Origin of the sequence: Citrobacter sp. S-77 (assembly GCF_963864895.1) — a bacterium.
Lineage (GTDB): Bacteria > Pseudomonadota > Gammaproteobacteria > Enterobacterales > Enterobacteriaceae > Citrobacter > Citrobacter murliniae.
The window spans coordinates 1565886-1581525 of the sequence record NZ_CAWLWU010000002.1 but is presented as its reverse complement, the minus strand read 5'-3'; the positions used below and the strand labels follow the sequence as shown (position 1 = coordinate 1581525).

The 15640-nt window shown below is 46.2% G+C and carries 21 protein-coding genes; 8 read left to right on the top strand and 13 right to left on the bottom strand.

All coding sequences use genetic code 11. From position 1 onward, the window contains the following. Nucleotides 1–266: 266 nt before the first annotated feature. The 12 genes from AACS05_RS08150 to AACS05_RS08095 form a co-directional block, all read right to left on the bottom strand. Nucleotides 267–845: a DUF1133 family protein gene (locus AACS05_RS08150; protein ID WP_045441385.1), complete on the bottom strand. Its 579-nt coding sequence runs from the start codon at nt 843–845 to the stop codon at nt 267–269. Then, entirely contained in the window at nt 842–1135 is a 294-nt protein-coding gene (locus AACS05_RS08145; RefSeq protein WP_045441384.1) for a DUF1364 domain-containing protein, read from the bottom strand. Before AACS05_RS08145 ends, AACS05_RS08150 begins: the two co-directional genes overlap by 4 nt. Next, a complete protein-coding gene (locus tag AACS05_RS08140; RefSeq protein ID WP_045441382.1) occupies nt 1132–1728 on the bottom strand; it encodes a DUF1367 family protein in 597 nt (198 codons plus the stop codon). The genes AACS05_RS08145 and AACS05_RS08140 overlap by 4 nt, the downstream gene beginning before the upstream one ends. 518 nt (nt 1729–2246) lie before the next feature. Further along, nucleotides 2247–2900, bottom strand: coding sequence for a DUF6338 family protein (locus AACS05_RS08135; protein WP_052369276.1), 654 nt, complete (start codon nt 2898–2900; stop codon nt 2247–2249). 281 nt (nt 2901–3181) lie between these two features. Next, nucleotides 3182–3790: an MT-A70 family methyltransferase gene (locus AACS05_RS08130; RefSeq protein ID WP_045441379.1), complete on the bottom strand. Its 609-nt coding sequence runs from the start codon at nt 3788–3790 to the stop codon at nt 3182–3184. Beyond that, nucleotides 3783–4031: a hypothetical protein gene (locus AACS05_RS08125; protein ID WP_045441378.1), complete on the bottom strand. Its 249-nt coding sequence runs from the start codon at nt 4029–4031 to the stop codon at nt 3783–3785. The genes AACS05_RS08130 and AACS05_RS08125 overlap by 8 nt, the downstream gene beginning before the upstream one ends. Before the next feature lie 3 nt (nt 4032–4034). Then, nucleotides 4035–4715, bottom strand: a complete 681-nt coding sequence (locus tag AACS05_RS08120) for a hypothetical protein (protein WP_045441376.1) — start codon at nt 4713–4715, stop codon at nt 4035–4037. 38 nt (nt 4716–4753) lie between these two features. Further along, nucleotides 4754–6142, bottom strand: coding sequence for a replicative DNA helicase (locus tag AACS05_RS08115; protein ID WP_045441375.1), 1389 nt, complete (start codon nt 6140–6142; stop codon nt 4754–4756). Continuing rightward, nucleotides 6139–7122, bottom strand: a complete 984-nt coding sequence (locus AACS05_RS08110; RefSeq protein WP_045441373.1) for a helix-turn-helix domain-containing protein — start codon at nt 7120–7122, stop codon at nt 6139–6141. The genes AACS05_RS08115 and AACS05_RS08110 overlap by 4 nt, the downstream gene beginning before the upstream one ends. Before the next feature lie 2 nt (nt 7123–7124). Then, the gene (locus tag AACS05_RS08105) at nt 7125–7349 is read right to left on the bottom strand and encodes a hypothetical protein (protein ID WP_045441372.1); all 225 of its coding nucleotides are present in this window, start codon (nt 7347–7349) and stop codon (nt 7125–7127) included. A gap of 22 nt (nt 7350–7371) precedes the next feature. Next, nucleotides 7372–7818 carry a toxin YdaT family protein gene (locus AACS05_RS08100; protein ID WP_000429172.1) on the bottom strand — a complete coding sequence of 149 codons (447 nt, stop codon included), beginning with the start codon at nt 7816–7818 and terminating at the stop codon, nt 7372–7374. Nucleotides 7819–7882: 64 nt separating this feature from the next. Further along, nucleotides 7883–8116 carry a helix-turn-helix domain-containing protein gene (locus AACS05_RS08095; protein WP_000364674.1) on the bottom strand — a complete coding sequence of 78 codons (234 nt, stop codon included), beginning with the start codon at nt 8114–8116 and terminating at the stop codon, nt 7883–7885. Nucleotides 8117–8224: 108 nt separating this feature from the next. Here AACS05_RS08095 and AACS05_RS08090 point away from each other — a divergent pair, with 108 nt between their 5' ends. The 8 genes from AACS05_RS08090 (at nt 8225) to AACS05_RS08055 (ending at nt 14361) form a co-directional block, all read left to right on the top strand. Continuing rightward, the gene (locus tag AACS05_RS08090; protein ID WP_045449542.1) at nt 8225–8680 is read left to right on the top strand and encodes a helix-turn-helix domain-containing protein; all 456 of its coding nucleotides are present in this window, start codon (nt 8225–8227) and stop codon (nt 8678–8680) included. Nucleotides 8681–9281: 601 nt separating this feature from the next. Continuing rightward, nucleotides 9282–9605 carry a hypothetical protein gene (locus AACS05_RS08085; RefSeq protein WP_001648806.1) on the top strand — a complete coding sequence of 108 codons (324 nt, stop codon included), beginning with the start codon at nt 9282–9284 and terminating at the stop codon, nt 9603–9605. Nucleotides 9606–9612: 7 nt separating this feature from the next. Then, nucleotides 9613–9858: a hypothetical protein gene (locus AACS05_RS08080; RefSeq protein WP_045441368.1), complete on the top strand. Its 246-nt coding sequence runs from the start codon at nt 9613–9615 to the stop codon at nt 9856–9858. A 30-nt stretch (nt 9859–9888) separates the two neighbouring features. Further along, a complete protein-coding gene (locus tag AACS05_RS08075) occupies nt 9889–12162 on the top strand; it encodes a hypothetical protein (RefSeq protein WP_045441367.1) in 2274 nt (757 codons plus the stop codon). Beyond that, nucleotides 12162–12716 carry a siphovirus Gp157 family protein gene (locus AACS05_RS08070; RefSeq protein WP_001648803.1) on the top strand — a complete coding sequence of 185 codons (555 nt, stop codon included), beginning with the start codon at nt 12162–12164 and terminating at the stop codon, nt 12714–12716. Before AACS05_RS08075 ends, AACS05_RS08070 begins: the two co-directional genes overlap by 1 nt. Nucleotides 12717–12718: 2 nt before the next feature. After that, the gene (locus tag AACS05_RS08065) at nt 12719–12901 is read left to right on the top strand and encodes a hypothetical protein (RefSeq protein WP_016152506.1); all 183 of its coding nucleotides are present in this window, start codon (nt 12719–12721) and stop codon (nt 12899–12901) included. A 212-nt stretch (nt 12902–13113) separates the two neighbouring features. Further along, a complete protein-coding gene (locus tag AACS05_RS08060; RefSeq protein WP_001648801.1) occupies nt 13114–13338 on the top strand; it encodes a DUF4224 domain-containing protein in 225 nt (74 codons plus the stop codon). Further along, complete coding sequence (locus AACS05_RS08055; protein ID WP_045441366.1) at nt 13339–14361, top strand: tyrosine-type recombinase/integrase; 1023 nt, start codon at nt 13339–13341, stop codon at nt 14359–14361. On the opposite strand, the gene AACS05_RS08050 is transcribed toward AACS05_RS08055, so the two are convergent. After that, on the bottom strand, nt 14354–15640 hold the full coding sequence (locus AACS05_RS08050; protein ID WP_045441365.1) for a hypothetical protein: 1287 nt from the start codon (nt 15638–15640) through the stop codon (nt 14354–14356). The genes AACS05_RS08055 and AACS05_RS08050 overlap by 8 nt on opposite strands.

The following is a 15640-nucleotide window of genomic DNA, read 5'->3' as shown; positions in this document are numbered from 1 at the left end:
CCACAGTAAGGACAGACAATAGGTTCTTTCTCTTTTCCGCCGGGAAATCCTCCACTATGTTCCCAGTAGATGAACTCCTTCTTACAACTCTCGTTACTACACACTGTATTACTCATTGCATCACTCCATTTAAAGCAAGCAAGGAAGTAAATACATAACATAACCAAAACTTGAGTCGAAGGTTTAAATCAATAAAAAACCCGCCTTATGTGAGCGGGTCTTTTTGATTTGTCGCTGCGGGTGTAGCTTCGCGAGCATAGCTGAATTTAAGCAATCCCCGTGCAACTTTGCAACCGGAATCGATCAGCTTTTTTATCGAATACATCACACATTGGTAAGTACAGCATGGCTTCTGCCATCTGCAACCAGACATCAATTCGGCTTACGCAAGTACGTAGGCACCATTCCGGGTGACGAGTATTCAGTTCTCTTGCCATAGCCTTCTTACTCATACGATTCTTGTACCGATCAACTACCAATTTAAAAAGACGCTGATGACCTGTCCGAACCAATATTTCACCGATCACAGCATCCATTAACAGGCCTTCTTCATCGGTACAGAATGCCAGGTTGCTTTTTTCTTTTCCGGAAAGCATGTCCAGAAAATATGACATCAGTTCACCGTGATCCAGTCCCGATGATTTGAGATGCTTCAATACCTGTTGAATGGCAGTTTTACTGACTTTTTTTGACGCGAGAAGGTTATTAAACATATGTCCTCCAGACCCGGATCCAATATATGACCATCGCCCCCACATACGAAGTTTACCCTGAATCCAGACTGACTCGAGGGTGTTTAATCGCAGCATTTCCCCCCCTTTTCCTGTCGTTGATGGGTTAATCATATAAACGCCTCCTCTCTCCAGATTTGTTGGGTACGGAAAACACCTTCGGCGTGATATAGCCTCAGAGTGTCCTGTTCAATATCGGTTTTTACACGGCCATCGATTACGTCATGACAACAGTTGCAGGCAATTGCGCCTTGCATGTCATGTGGTTTGATTCCCATCCCGCAGGTGTCACTCATGCGATAATGGGCAAGAACGCTGGTTTCTGGATCAAAATTGCAGATACCTGGAATGCGCACAGTACACATGCGACCGCGCGCCTGTTTGGTGAGATCGATTTTCTTCATGCGGCGTAACTGAATAATTGTGAGGCGGCGTTTTCTGCAGCCTGCTGGGTGGGAAATGTGCGGAACAAAATATAATTCCATAGCACATCAAGTACGGATTTATAGAGTTGGGAAAACTCAAGATCGTCCATTTTGGCGAACGATATGGATTTGGGTTCGTTGCGGGTAGTACCGTCTGGCATTTCGTATTGAGTATAAAAACCCGCCTCAATAGTTACCCAGGCGCGAAAGGCTTCAAAGGATTTTACAGCGCTGATATTACCGGCGCGTTTTTCTGCCTCTTCACGCAGATACTGATCGGCCAGTTCCTGGAGTGTTTCTTCATGGCCAGCATAATGGGCCACCAGCTGCACATACCCACGAACCAGTTTTTTATCTGCTGGGGATATTGCACCGCCCGACGGTTGCCAGTAATCGAAACCAAGATTCAGGAGTGCAAAAAATTTACGGTGAAATGCCGCATTACGTGCCTGTTTAAAGTCTGCATATAAAACAGCACCAAGACGGAATTTTTTCTCGATAAATTCCCGTGCGTCAGGCGTCGCCGGAATTAATACTCCGCCTGCTGATTTTACGAATGAATACTGCGCCATTGGTTTCCCCTTTAGCGCAGCAATTGCTCAGAAATACAGGTTCCGGGTGTTCAGTCCGGTACCGTAATTATATCTTAGTTTTGCCTCTTTGAACAACGACACAACCTGCTTGTTCTGCCAGCTCTAACAACGACTTAAGCGATGCGACATGCTCATCATCATAGATTTTTCTGAGTGCTGTCACCTTGCCATTCTTGCAGGTTATGAGAACGCGACCGTTATCGGGGAGATGTTCCCCTACCTCCGTCTTTTTGAACACGTTCCCTCCCTCACAAGCATACTGTATAAACATACAGTATATATACTCCCAAGTGGCAGTAAGTGCAAACTTTTAAAGGCACAAAACGTTAAAAATGGTGATAGGGTTAATTTTTAATCATATGTTTAATAAAGAAAAACCGCCTTTACTTGGCGGTTTAATGTGAAATTCTTCAATTCAGCTAGACTTCGGGACTCTCGGCGGCGGAGGTCTAGTTCCCTGAGTTGGCGGGGGATTTCTTCCCCCCTGCGAAGGGCTATTAGGCGGATTTCTGGGGGGCGTCGGGTTCGGTACTTTTCTGGCCATCTTCATTCTCCGTTGGGTCCTGTAAAAATTCCACCCATTTAATATCAGTCACTTTAAATAAAATACATTCAACTTGTGGCTGATCCAAGTATTGCTCATTTTCAATCCAAGATGGATTGGTCAACACAAAATGACCTTTTGTGGGATCTGATGGCCATTCATGTGGCCATCCATAAACTCTTTTGTCATCAATAAGATGCAGGATAACCCAGCTTTTTTCTCTTGTATGGAACGCACCAAACCACTCACAATGATAGGATGTTTGTTTCGTTAACTTTAACCACCGTAAGACTGTATGAAAACAATCAGTATTTGCACAAACACTGAATAAAAGCCCCACGATTACTGCTGAGATATATAACCACGTTAGCCCTACAGTTTCTGACCAAGGACCAAAACTATAAAGATGCTTACCCGCTAGTTGTAACCCGACTTTCAGACAGAACGTCAGTGCTTGAACAAAAATCGTAAAAATAAGAGCCTGAACCACCCTCTCAAATTGAGAGGGTTTTGGATAAGAAGTAAAAGCATGAAAAATCCAAGCAGCCAAGAACCCGGGCAGTAAGAACTTCAGAATATTAAATAATTCTGAACTTAGAGACTCCATCTTTGCTCCTTAAAACTATTTCTTAGTCTGTTGGGTTGGAGCAGGGACTCTTGGAGGAGGTGGTCTTTGAAACGAAACCGGTTTTGGGTTCACACTTTCAAATAAAGCATCACCATCCTGTTTGTTATTTATTGGTTTGTCATTATTACTCATCTCATGATTTCCTTAATGAACAAATAGTTAACCCCTATAATATACTGATGTTAATAAGAATCCAAATACTCAACAATAACTCATCTCTTTCTGCTCTCTCCAAGTACATATCAAGAATTGTTGCTGCATTAGTTTTGCTGCACACACACTCTCTCTTCTTTGATAAATTCAGCTATTCCAGGCAGCAGCATTACATCAGACGACTCACACTCATTTCCCCACACGTCAAAACCATGAGAGGACTGGCGCGCAAATAGTTCTATACGTGGGACGTCACCCAACAGTTGAACTAACTTTTCACGCACAATGTCAGGTTTTTGCGAATGAGCCAGGCGAGGCGCTGTAAATGACTGGATAATCCCTGCATCAATACGTTCGGGGAGGTTCCCCTTAACTGCAAAAAGACAATCTTCACTATTAGCGCGGGTCATATGCCCCATTCCCATCACCAGTTTTTCTGTCTGACGGCTTCCGCATTTGTTCCAGGTAAAGCCTTTCATTGTCATCAGACGAAACCCCCATGCCTCGACTACCTTCAGTGCTTCAAGCGGCTGCGTCGGAACCCACCACATAGCCAGCAGGCTACTTTCAGCAGCGAGGTCCCACACAGGAAGACGGCAAATATCGAGAACATTCATCACCGGATATTTAAACCCGGCGCCGCGGTCACCATCTGCTGCTTTGTCCCTGTATGCCCAGGGAGGATCCGCATAAATTAATGTGTACTTTTTATTCACTCTTTCCCCTTTCGCGCTGCTGCCGCCAGTAATTCAAACGTTCTCTGAAAAAATCCCGATAACTCTCCGGCGTCGCGTCAATGTGCTGAATAACCGTCTGGCGTGTAACTTTCCGTTCATAGAGCTGACGAACGAGCGCGGCGGCGCGCATGTCGTAATGCTCCTTGAGTTGGTATTCTTGCGGCCATTTCGCACGATTGAACGGGAGACCGGGCGGGAGGTAATCCGATTGCCCGGTCATGCCTTAAGTCCTCATATTTTTCTCTGAGTGAACGTAGAAACGGGGATCAACGCTTTTCAGCGTGAAGTGTGTAACAGGCATGTCGTCATGCCGCTCGATGCCAACAAAGTTCGACATGCAAAGCGCAAAGACGCGTTTCTGTAGCTGCTCCAGGCTTATTTTGATGTCCGGGTAATATTTTTTAATCGCAGACATGATCCCCTGATAAGACAGGGTTTTGCCCTTCATAATCTCCACGAGATGTTCCGCCGGCAGTTCGCTGGATTTTTGAGGTAATTGGGATTCAGTGGGATTCTCAATGGGTTTTATGGTATCCAGCAGCAGACGACAGCGGCTGGTAATACCCACCCTATAGCCCGTTTTTTTGTCGTAATTCTCTTTGCTTCCGGAAGTCCATACAGTTGCCGTTTCACGAAGTTTTACTGTCTTCTCTCCACCTGAATAAATAACGGTTCCGGTATGTGTCTTACTGAAACACCGTGGGTTGGTTTCAGCAGGTTTTGATTTTTTAGTTTTTTTGGCCGCGCGAGCAGTTAATCCCGGAACAGGGACCGGGCGCGGGCAAGGTACATAAACCGAACGGCTGCGAGCTCTGGCGCCTGCGTTCATCCGCCAGATGATTACATTTGTCCAGTCACAGGCATCGTCAACTGTCGCTACTTTAGGATAAATTAAGTCGGTCATTGGTCTTTCCTCATTGTATTTCACGCTGGTCAGGCGTTTTAAAATGCGTCGGTGTTGTACTTCTCTGCATATTTACGGTGCGGTTTTCTTGGTTTTGCTGCCTCCAGTTGAATTCGTGTTTTTTCTTTGCCAATGTGCTGGTCGATCGGCAGGAAATGTCCGTTTTTAAACTCCTGATAAACTACGGTCCCAGCAGCTGCAAAGCGGCATTTTCCGAGGATGACCTCAGCTACACCTGCAGCCGGGCTTTCGGGGTTATAAACTTCATCTCTGTACAGAAACAGAATGCTGTCAGCATCCTGCTCAATAGAGCCTGAATCACGCAGATCTGACATTACCGGGCGGCGCTGTGCCGCCGGGCGCGCATCGACGGCGCGGGAGAGCTGGCTCAGCGCGAAGGTTGGCGTGTGCAGGCGCATAGCCATCGTTTTAAGATTTCGGGAAATATGCGCTACGGCGAGATCGTTACGCTCTGCTTTTGGCTTTTTAATCAGACCGAGATAGTCGACCATAATCATTGCCAGATGCGGGTGACGTCGTTTGTGTGTTTCGGCAATGGCGCGAATCTGTTCAACCGTAAGGTCGGTTGCATCGACAATCCAGATATCACGATCCGTAAGCTCACCTATCGCAGCCGTTAATCGCGCCCAGTCCTCATCGTACATATCCTGAGGGTTACGCAGACGGGAAACAGACAGGTTTCCGGCCCCAGCCAGGGAGCGTTCAACTATCTGAGCAGCAGCCATTTCCATGCTAAAAATTAGCGCGCCGCCACCTTTTGCCGTTACACCTTCCACGACAGTCAGAGCAAATTCGGTTTTCCCCATGCCAGGTCGACCAGCTACAACAATCAGATCCTGCGGGTTAATACCTCCTGTAGCGTTATCGAGATCCGAAATCCCGGTCAGAAGGTTACGCGTGGATTCATCGCCTTCCATGCGTTTCTGTACGGTGTCTATGTAGGCAGGCAACAGCTCGTTAATGTGTACCGGTTGGACGTCGCCGCTTTCAGCGGTCATATCCAGCAGCTGCGCCACAGCCTTTTCCACAACCTGATCACGTTGTTCCTGGTTGGCTGCATTGCGGATGCCGTCGGCGCCATCCTGCAAAAGTTTCGCCAGCGCACGGCTACGCCATGCCTTAACCATCTTCCCTGCATACCCTTTGAGATTCGGAATCGTTGCAGGTATGCGGGAAATTTCCGACAAATCAGCCAGGCTTGAACCGCCCAGCGCCTCACTGATGAAAAGCATGTCGATCATGCCGTTAGTCAGTGCCTGTTTTTTTATCTCGCTGAATGCGCGGCGATAAAAACCAATGGTGAATGATTCCTCTGGCGTTGATGCGATCACGTCAAATGCGTCAGGTGAAGCACCGCCATTCAGCAACCCTGCCAGCACACACGCTTCCAGTTCCTGCGGAGTCATAGCGAACCTTCCCGGGTATTACGTAAAGTTTCTGGTTTCATCAAATAGTCAAAGCTGGCGCGCCATCCACCGTTAGAACCGAAATAAAAATCAGGAGCATCAGCACGGAATTTTTCGAAGTAACCCAGGAATGCTCCCGTAGTTTTATTTTTCATGTGGGCCGCCAGGCGAATAATCATCCGGCGGCGATCTGCATCCAGTTCAGCAGCAGGCAGTGTGTCCGCGAATATCTCGTTGTAGCCGTTCATGACGGCATCCGGATCAACATCAGCCTCCGTAGTGGCCCATGCTTCTGCATCTGCGAGATAACCATCAAAGCGATTTACGCGGCAGATATTGGCTGGTTTAGGTAATCCAGAACCACGGCGGCGCCAGGTCGCCAGAACCCAACGAATAACTAATTGCAGCTCAGCCAGTGTGTATGCTTCCCGCGTTTGTGTCGGCGTAAGCATGAGAACGAACGGCTTAACATCACGGCAACGGGTACCGGTTTGTTCGTTGTAGAATTCCAGGGCTTTTTTAGCGTCAGCAAGGATCCATTCGTCACCCTCCCCCTTCTGGGGGTTAGGGGGATCATTAGGTTCATTGACTGGTTCAAAAGAATGACTGGTTCTGGTGCCACCACATGGCATAGGGGGTGTGTTTTCTAACGGCATACCTGTGATTTTTGACGGCACAGGGGCTGTGCTTTTTGGTGACACAGGGTTATCAAGATTCAGGTAATACACATTCGATGTATTTCCCTTACCATTGTTAATACCAATACGGTTTTCTTTTGATAAAACACCCATGCCAATAAGCGCGTCAATGTGCGTACGAACAGCACTCCTGCTGCATTCGCAATGATCAGCTATGTGCTGATAAGATGGCCAGCATTCACCATTATCATTGGCGTTATCTGCAAGCTTAATCAGAACCAATTTACGGATTGGGTTTCCGGTTTTTATTGCCATCGCCCGGGCCATTAGGGTCATACTCATAGTCAGATCCCCAGCAGCTCAGCCAATTCACGACAGGCTTTTTCGTATTCTTTTGGTGTGAGGAAAACGCACGTCTCGATCATCTCAGCTTTGCGTTTCTCATAGATTTCCCATTTTTTTGCGGACAGGCGTTCTTCAAATATTCCCCGTACATCATGCGCACAGGATGGTTCGCCATTTAAACGCCAGCCGTTCCGCCAGGTGATGCGGTCTGTTGATGTCTGCATATTGGTCTTTCCTCGATACAAGTTAAACGCTGGTCAGGCGCTGTGTTTCCTGTATGGCTTGTAATGCCTGTGCTATCCGCTGGGGTCGATCCCTTGCATCAAGCAACAGAGCAATAATCGCTGCGGCAAAATCACGAATCGCAATGCAAATTAACTGCTGAGTGGTCATTCCCAGCTGTGCATATCGTTCGGCAGGTAATGCAGCTTCCATCGCCATGGCCAGCGCTTTAGTTTTGATTCTTGCCGCTTTCGTCTCACCACGTAGCCAGCGAAAAATCTGCTGCCGGTTGTTGTTGATAGCCCGCCAGTCAGCATTACCTTTCGAATCCTCCATCGGGTGCAGTTTTACGCAGTTGGTATTGCCCCCCATTCGAAACCACATGCGAGTGATCTCAATAGCAACATGTTCCTGCCCACGCTCAGCAGCCCAATTGAAGATTTCTCTTTTCAGTTCGTCGAGGTTTTCCACTTCGTCGCGTCTCCTGTCGCTGAAAACCTGATTAAGCGTAATCAGATTTCAAATACGCCCTTTGTTAAGCTGCATTCTGTTCCGGCAGTCCGTCAGTTGGTTTTCGATAAATATTGGGGAGTAGATCATGTGGTGTAACTTGATAGCCAGTTGCTGCGGCCCATTTCAATGCAGTTGCAGCACCAAGAAGGCATTTTCCAGATGCAACACGACTGACATAGCCCTGCGTCTCACCAACCACTTGAGCGAAATCCTGCTGGCGAACGCCAGAGGTCTTTAGATAGGTTTTGAGATCCATTTGTCCTCCTAAAATGTATGTGACACATGAATATTAGTATTGCGAATACACATGTGTCAATAGTTACACGATTGGGAGGAAATTAATTTTACGAATAATATGGGCGTCATGAGAAAGAAAACGCTTGATGCAGCTGAAGCTGATGCAGCCCAAAGGCTGCGCGACATATGGAACGAGAAAAAAGTAACTTTACGTCTTACTCAGGAAAAGGCGGCGGATGCTCTCGGCTTTAGTACTCAGGCTACAGTCAGTCAGTATTTGAATGGAAGTATTCCGTTAAACACAGATGCGACATTAAAATTTTCAGCTCTTCTCGGTGTAAAACCTGAAGACATTAGACCCGACCTTGCCGAACTAATGAATTATGTCCGGAAATCAGGAGCCCACGTTCAAGATTATTCAGCTGCTGGCTGGCGACTCCTGAAACCAGAAGATGCCGAGTTGATAGCACTTTATGAAAGACTTCCTCAGAGTGAAAAAGAAAGGCATCTATCTGAATTAAAAGACAAAGTTAGTGGATTTGACCGACTTTTTGAAGAACTTCTAGCCACAAGAAAACAGTAAATTCCCCTCCAAAATAATCCCGCATCGTCGGGATTTTTTTTATCCTTTCTTATCAAGAACATACAAAATATATTCGCATTACGATTATTTTAATCTTGACCATAAATATACGCATAACTAATATAAGCCACATCAACGACGCACTAACCACGCGGCAGTTGTTCAGAAAAACGTTCTGACGGTCTGGAAAGACAGGCAAAGAATTCTGCGGGGCGCCGCCAGTACGCTGACATGCGGGAAAGACCGCACAGAATTCGAATTGTGGCGAATTGCAGTCCATCGAGACAACCAGAAGATAAGCACCTGGCGCCACATCCCTATTTTGCTGTTGCGATAGCGTTCCCTGAAGGTGAGAGCTGACCAGCAGTATGACGCCGGGAAAGTCCGGGAGGAAAGACCAATTGGGCATGACCAGCCCTGACAGCCCGGAAAGACGGGCAACTTTTGGATAGCAAAAGGCCCGCACAAAGCGGGCCAGTTACCCCGAACGGTGACCAAACCATTCGGATTTGTCACAAGCGACCAAGCTTGTGACGAGGAAAGACCATCTCTCCCGAAGGAGCTGACAGCCAGCTCTGAGTATAACTAACAAGGAGCCGCTATGGAAGCGCTTGCCATACCAGTAAAGCTGTACATTCACTACCACACCCAAACGTTTTCTTCGGATAAATACATCGTTGCCACCTGTGACATGTCACGCAACTTTCCGGACACATACGTTTTGTTGGAAACCCGTGAAATTACCCTCGATATAAACCAGCCTGAACCATTCGACATCATTGCTCTGCAGGTCGACCAGCTGCGCGGCCAGAAAGAGACTATTGCGGCGGAAGCACAACGTCAGATAGACCGTGTCGACGACAAAATTCAGCAACTGCTGTGCATTGATCACACCCCTGTTCAGGAAAGCGATATTCCGTTCTGAGGTAACAATGAAAACTGAAATGATTATTGAAAAGGTAATTGACGCGGGCTTGTCTGTTTTCGAGCATGAGAACAACGGCGATTTCGGAGACGGTGTAATGCATTTAACCATCGTCGGCGGTGTTCGTCGCGTTGAATTCTATCCAACAACTGAAACGGTATATGCCAATGCAGTTAAAGGTAAATTCCCTGTTTTTAAACAGAAGAACGCAGGAATCAAAGTAGCTATCAGGATTGCAAAATCAGGTGTCTGACCAGCACCAGTAACCAAAGAGGAAAGACCAATGACCATCTACAACGGCTTATTCGAGCCAAAAAAATCAGCGGTTAAAGATTGCGGGGCCGTACAACTGGCGATCGCAATTGATGCGCCAAACAAAAAAGTGGCAGAGAGCATCATGACCGGAAAACTCTGGGAAGCCTACCCTGCCAACGGTGACAACTATTTCAAACCCAAGTTATGGGAACATGCTGAAGGTCTGCCGCTGCCGACTGTTGGTAAGTTTGATGAACAATTTGCCCTGACACACACATTCGACGGGGAAAAATGGGTCATCAACGTACCGGAGGCTAACGTTTCAAACCTTCCAGCCAGTAACGAGATTATCGATCTGGCAAAGATACCATCCCGAGAACGCTTCGCGGCCGTCCTTATGTTCAGCGATTCTCCCATCGATGGAGTTCTTTACTCTCAGGTGCTGGATTATCTCGATAATCTGGAAAATAACGATGAATCCTTTGATGAGGATGATCGGGTTAATCTCAATATTCTCCACGCGCTGCACAATAACGAACCCGTGCAACATATGCATGTTGAAGGGCTGAATAATCTCATTCAGGCCATTTACGCAAACTTTGAAGATCAAACTCCGGGTAAGGCTGCGATTTCGCAATTTATTAAACGCTGGCTGGAAAACCCAAGTAAGCGTGAAGAGATGGTGCCAAACAAAACATCATCACTTAATACCTGCGTTAAAATAAACAATGTCGCTGTGGCGCCACAACGTGGTTATAAACACACCTACGCAACACTGGATCAGGAAATTGCCGTTGCCCTACTTCCCATCGCTCCGGATGCGCCTGTGTTATCAGGAAATCTCCGTGATGCGGAAAAAATGATTTCCGATGACCGGGAAGATTTCAAACGTTGGTCAGCGGCATTACGTACTACCGAGCAGATTCTCAAATATGACCGTCCGAGTATCTTTGGGGTTATTCAGAATGTCCCATCTAAAGATACATACCATTTCCCTGAGTCACTGCGACGCCATATTGATTCATGGCTGGCTGAACATGGTCAACTCGAATGTGCCGAAACGGATGCAGAAAGAACTGGCAAGCAGCTTGCGGCGGAACGCGGCGAATATGTGGAAGGTATCAGCGACCCAAATGATCCTAAATGGGTTAAAAACGATACCCAACCACAGGATTCAACCCACGATGACGGAACACTTTCGCGTGATGGAACTATGCCTGAAACAGCCTCAAATGAAGATGAAAAACCGGAAGTGGCAGAACAGGAAACAGTTACAGAAGACCAGGCGGAACAAGCTCGTGAAACGCTAAACAATATGGGTTACGGAGTATATGCGACCAGCCAGGAGACCGCTGACCAACCGAATGAAAATCTGAGCGATAAAGTGAAAACTCTCGTTCAGGATGTGGATCAGATCGTCGAGCGCGTTAAGCGTAAAGAATCACTTCCTCAGGCGTCCGAACTGGTTAAGAGCATTAATGAAATGCAGGCTGGCGAAAGCGACAACCTGGAGTTGTGGAAAGAAGTTTTCAAAACAGATGAGCGCTTTACCTCCGCATTCTCTGTGAATGGCGGCGGAACCTCCATCAATGGTACCTACATGACCATGATCGCGACCCGCGAGTTTGGTCCGAAAGGTATCGGCTGGGGTGTGGATATTCTGGAGGAACGCTTTGATGATGGTGCACCAATCACTCGCAAGGTAAAAGGATCTGACGGTAACGATACATGGGAGCTTATCCCTGACGGTATAGGCGGCATCCTGACTGAGAAAAACCATGTTATCAAAATCAGGCTCTGGTACATCCGGAATGGCAAACGCGGGGAAGAGATATCCTTCGGGTGTACTCCGTATATTTACGGCAGCAAACACGGTCCTATTTGCGATGGTGAAGCGACAAAAAAATCACTGACTGACGCAACCAAAAAAGCATTATCTGCACTCGGTTTCTGCGCAGATATTTTCATGGGCCTGTACGACAACCCGGAATATCGCCAGAAAAATAAAGCTGAATTTGCGCTCAAAAACGCCAGCGAAAACGCAGAGGATGCAGCCCGCGTACGTCAGGAACTGGACGATAAACTGACCCGAGTAGCAAACACTCTTGCATCAGCTGTGTCAGAGAACGAGATCAACAAGGTTTATTCTTCGATTGCCCGTGAAGCAGAAGTGCATCGCAAGGATGCAGAGGCGAAGGGTGACACGCAACATGCGCGCTATTTAAGTGGGCGCCTGCGTCGCCTGACAACCATCAAAGATGAACGTATCGCTGAACTGAACAAATCCCAGGAGAATGCATAATGACTACTGCAATCGCGTTAGCTGCTGACTACACCAACCTTCTGCAATTGCTGGAAAGCTCTGATGAACTAACTCCGGAGATGATCACCGATACACTGGAAGGAATTGAAGGGGAACTGGCGGATAAGCTGGATGCCATCATGGTCATTGCGCGTAATAACCTTGGCCATGCCAAAACATGCGATGAAGAAATCAAGCGCCTGGCTGAGCGTAAAAAGTCTTTCGAAAATAAAGATAAAACGCTTCGTAAATATATTCTGTCTTGCCTGCTTGCTGCCAATCTGGACAAGCTCAAGACCCCTAAGAATAGCTTTACTGCCCGAAAAGGTAGCGTCAGCGTTGTTATCGACAACGAAAAGCTATTACCGGATGAGTTGGTTACTGTTCAGACGATTGTCGCTCCGGACAAAAAAGCCATCAAAGAAGCGATCGAGGCTGCGGAAGCTGCCGCAGCGCAAATCACGGCTGATGGTGGAGAAGTACCAGCAGAATTGTTAAATCCGGTACCGGGTGCTCACCTTGAGATCGGCGAACGCTCACTACAGGTACGTTAACTATGCTGAAACTATCCCTAAAACGTGGCGATGCGGTTCACGTAGTATTTTCAGATGGCAGTAACGGCATTATTGAAGCGCGTAGCCGTTGCGAGTTGGGAATGCACCTGCCGAAAAGCGTTAAAGTGACTCGTGAGAAAGGCGCATTCCTACCCGAAAACCTGATTAAGCGTAATCAGAAATAAAACCATACTATCGCTAGCATTGTGGCCTCACCAAACACTGGAGGCTGCAATGCTGCGATGGCAACCCGGAGCTACTCTGCTCACAGATTTCGATATAAAGATTGGCCGGTTATCGGCAAGCGTACGAAAGAAGACCCTGACCCAGTCCGACATCGAACACGCATGCAGTGATGCTGATGACGCCGTGTACCGGATGATGAGGAAAGACCAACATGACCAGAGAAAACGATCTGCTAACAGACGCAGAACTGATTGAGTTTACCGGTTATCAGAAGGCATCCAAACAAAGGGAAATTCTCGACCGTGGCGGCGTCTCGTACATACCCGATCGGGAAGGTCGCCCGATGGTTACCTGGACGCACATTAACGCTGTATTGAACGGACAGATCACCGTACAGACCAGCACAGAAGAAAAACCCGATTTCGGAGCTATTTAAATGGGGCGCAGAAGAAAGGATCCTGGAGATAACAAACTGCCGCCGCGCGTATCTAAAACAAAAACGCGTTACTACTACAAACCCACGTCACGGGAGACCGTGACACTGGGGCCAATCACTCTCACTATGTCAGCTTTATGGAAACGGTATGAGGAAGAACGACGCAATTATTCAGATGTAATGACGTTCGAAAAGCTCTGGGGAATGTTTCTGAAAAGCGCCTACTACACAGAACTGGCAATACGTACCCAGCGTGACTATCTGCAACATCAGAAAAAACTACTTGCTGTATTCGGCAAGGTTAAAGCTGACATAATCAAACCAGAAGACGTGCGCCAGTTTATGGATCGTCGTGGTCTGCAAAGTAAAAACCAGGCCAACCAGGAAATGAGCAGCATGTCTCGCGTTTACCGCTGGGGATATGAGCGCGGATACGTTAAGGGAAACCCCTGTGCCGGCGTCAGCAAATTTTCTCTCAAGGCTCGTGAGCAATACATCACTGACGAAGACTATCTGGCAATCTATAAACATGCTGATCACGTCGTCAGAGCTGCAATGGAAATATCTTACTTATGTGCCGCGCGACAAGCTGACGTACTCGAGCTACGTTGGATGCAAATATCTGATAAAGGGATTTTTATCCAACAGGGCAAAACCGGGAAAAAACAGATAAAGGTCTGGACACCTCGCCTGCAGGAAGCACTGGAAACGGCACAGGCAGCATGTCCGAAGCTTTCACCTGACGCATTGGTTCTCTATAACAGCGATCGCGGGCAATTCATCCGCAAGACGTTCAATAATCGCTGGCTAAAGGCCGTGCGGGCAGCACAGAGTGAACTTGATCGACAACTTGATTACACGTTCCACGACATTAAGGCAAAAGCTATTTCAGATTTTGAAGGGAGCAGTAGGGATAAGCAGATATTCAGCGGACACAAGACGGAAAGCCAAGTGCTTATTTATGACAGGAAGGTGCAAATCAGCCCTAGCCTTGATAAACCTTTAATAAATAAAATCACTTAAGCAGCTGAGCCATAAATATGTCGATGAAATGATTGAAATGTGAAATTACAGAAGGGTGGAATTTAAATATATATACACCTAAAGAAATCATAACTGGCAAAGCAGAAATAATCAGTAAAAACACCATCGCCGTATCTAAACTCTTTGCCTGAGAGTAGAGATTTTTTTTATGCTTTGAAATTAGCTCTGCAAGTTCCCCGCTCCGCTGAGCTTTTGTATGGCTAAACAAAGCATCTATTGAATCCATGATGGATTTAAGTACCTTTTTTTGATCGTAAATAGTAAGTGCAATTAACAGGGATGTTATAGCAACACCTAACAATGCTAAAACACTTTCAAACTTATCTGCTTTTAAAATAGCTACAGCCACGGCAAAAGAGATTGGAAGTCCAAACAACTTACCAGATATAGATGAAAGAGTGCCTGAAATTTTTGAAGACACAGTCATGTAATTTTCAGCTGCTTCTTTTTTCTGTTTCAAAAATGAAAAGTTAGTTAAATAACACTCAAAGTTACCATAATATGTTTCTTTCAATAACTCCCATTGTTCAATCAGAAAATTAAATTTATCCTTACTCTCATCTATGTCTTTAAGCACCTCAATAATTGACACTCTAAACATAGCTTGTTTTTCTTGAATGTGAGCATTATCCGTTCCATTTTCCTTTATACTTTTAAAGATAGCCAAGTCAACCATAGGAAAAGAAATGCTTTCAATAGTTATTCTGGGTTCAATAACAATCGGTGATGTTTTTTTCGAGTTGCTAGTATCAATGAATACAAGTTTTAGCAGACCACTATGCTCTACACGATCGTTATAATTCGCTAAATCATAAAGTTCTGTAATGAATTTTGAAAGTTGTAACGCCTTCAGAACTTGCTCATTTTTTGAGTTTACCTCACCAAATAAAAAATCCTCTTTTACAAGGTAAACATTCTCAACTCGATCACCAGTATTTAAATTATTATCTATGAGTAGAAAATCTTCTAATGACTCAATAAACTTAAAATCACCAACAGGTAACGACACTGTTAGAATAACATCTTTATCTGCTGTCAGACTGTCAGGAAAAACATCCTCATAGCATGTACCACAGGATATTGAGTCAAAAATCAACTCAAAATCTGCAATACTCTGATTCGCGTTATTCCATAAGTCTTTAAAAATATCGAACTGGGTAGTAAGTTGTCCTCTATATTCGAATGAGCAGTTAATAACAGAAGGTTTTCCTAACCCTCTGTAAAATGCAACCAACTTTTCAAAATATATTGAGGACAT

Bases quoted from the DNA above. Each gene is read 5' to 3' on its own strand.
- AACS05_RS08080 (WP_045441368.1), top strand. From the start codon at position 9,613: ATGAAAACTGAAATGATTATTGAAAAGGTAATTGACGCGGGCTTGTCT.
- AACS05_RS08135 (WP_052369276.1), bottom strand. From the start codon at position 2,900: ATGGAGTCTCTAAGTTCAGAATTATTTAATATTCTGAAGTTCTTACTG.
- AACS05_RS08150 (WP_045441385.1), bottom strand. From the start codon at position 845: ATGATTAACCCATCAACGACAGGAAAAGGGGGGGAAATGCTGCGATTA.
- AACS05_RS08075 (WP_045441367.1), top strand. From the start codon at position 9,889: ATGACCATCTACAACGGCTTATTCGAGCCAAAAAAATCAGCGGTTAAA.
- AACS05_RS08120 (WP_045441376.1), bottom strand. From the start codon at position 4,715: ATGACCGACTTAATTTATCCTAAAGTAGCGACAGTTGACGATGCCTGT.
- AACS05_RS08140 (WP_045441382.1), bottom strand. From the start codon at position 1,728: ATGGCGCAGTATTCATTCGTAAAATCAGCAGGCGGAGTATTAATTCCG.
- AACS05_RS08105 (WP_045441372.1), bottom strand. From the start codon at position 7,349: ATGCAGACATCAACAGACCGCATCACCTGGCGGAACGGCTGGCGTTTA.
- AACS05_RS08145 (WP_045441384.1), bottom strand. From the start codon at position 1,135: ATGAAGAAAATCGATCTCACCAAACAGGCGCGCGGTCGCATGTGTACT.
- AACS05_RS08065 (WP_016152506.1), top strand. From the start codon at position 12,719: ATGCTGAAACTATCCCTAAAACGTGGCGATGCGGTTCACGTAGTATTT.
- AACS05_RS08110 (WP_045441373.1), bottom strand. From the start codon at position 7,122: ATGAGTATGACCCTAATGGCCCGGGCGATGGCAATAAAAACCGGAAAC.
- AACS05_RS08085 (WP_001648806.1), top strand. From the start codon at position 9,282: ATGGAAGCGCTTGCCATACCAGTAAAGCTGTACATTCACTACCACACC.
- AACS05_RS08125 (WP_045441378.1), bottom strand. From the start codon at position 4,031: ATGACCGGGCAATCGGATTACCTCCCGCCCGGTCTCCCGTTCAATCGT.
- AACS05_RS08055 (WP_045441366.1), top strand. From the start codon at position 13,339: ATGGGGCGCAGAAGAAAGGATCCTGGAGATAACAAACTGCCGCCGCGC.
- AACS05_RS08050 (WP_045441365.1), bottom strand. From the start codon at position 15,640: ATGTCCTCAATATATTTTGAAAAGTTGGTTGCATTTTACAGAGGGTTA.
- AACS05_RS08060 (WP_001648801.1), top strand. From the start codon at position 13,114: ATGACCAGAGAAAACGATCTGCTAACAGACGCAGAACTGATTGAGTTT.
- AACS05_RS08095 (WP_000364674.1), bottom strand. From the start codon at position 8,116: ATGGATCTCAAAACCTATCTAAAGACCTCTGGCGTTCGCCAGCAGGAT.
- AACS05_RS08070 (WP_001648803.1), top strand. From the start codon at position 12,162: ATGACTACTGCAATCGCGTTAGCTGCTGACTACACCAACCTTCTGCAA.
- AACS05_RS08115 (WP_045441375.1), bottom strand. From the start codon at position 6,142: ATGACTCCGCAGGAACTGGAAGCGTGTGTGCTGGCAGGGTTGCTGAAT.
- AACS05_RS08090 (WP_045449542.1), top strand. From the start codon at position 8,225: ATGAGAAAGAAAACGCTTGATGCAGCTGAAGCTGATGCAGCCCAAAGG.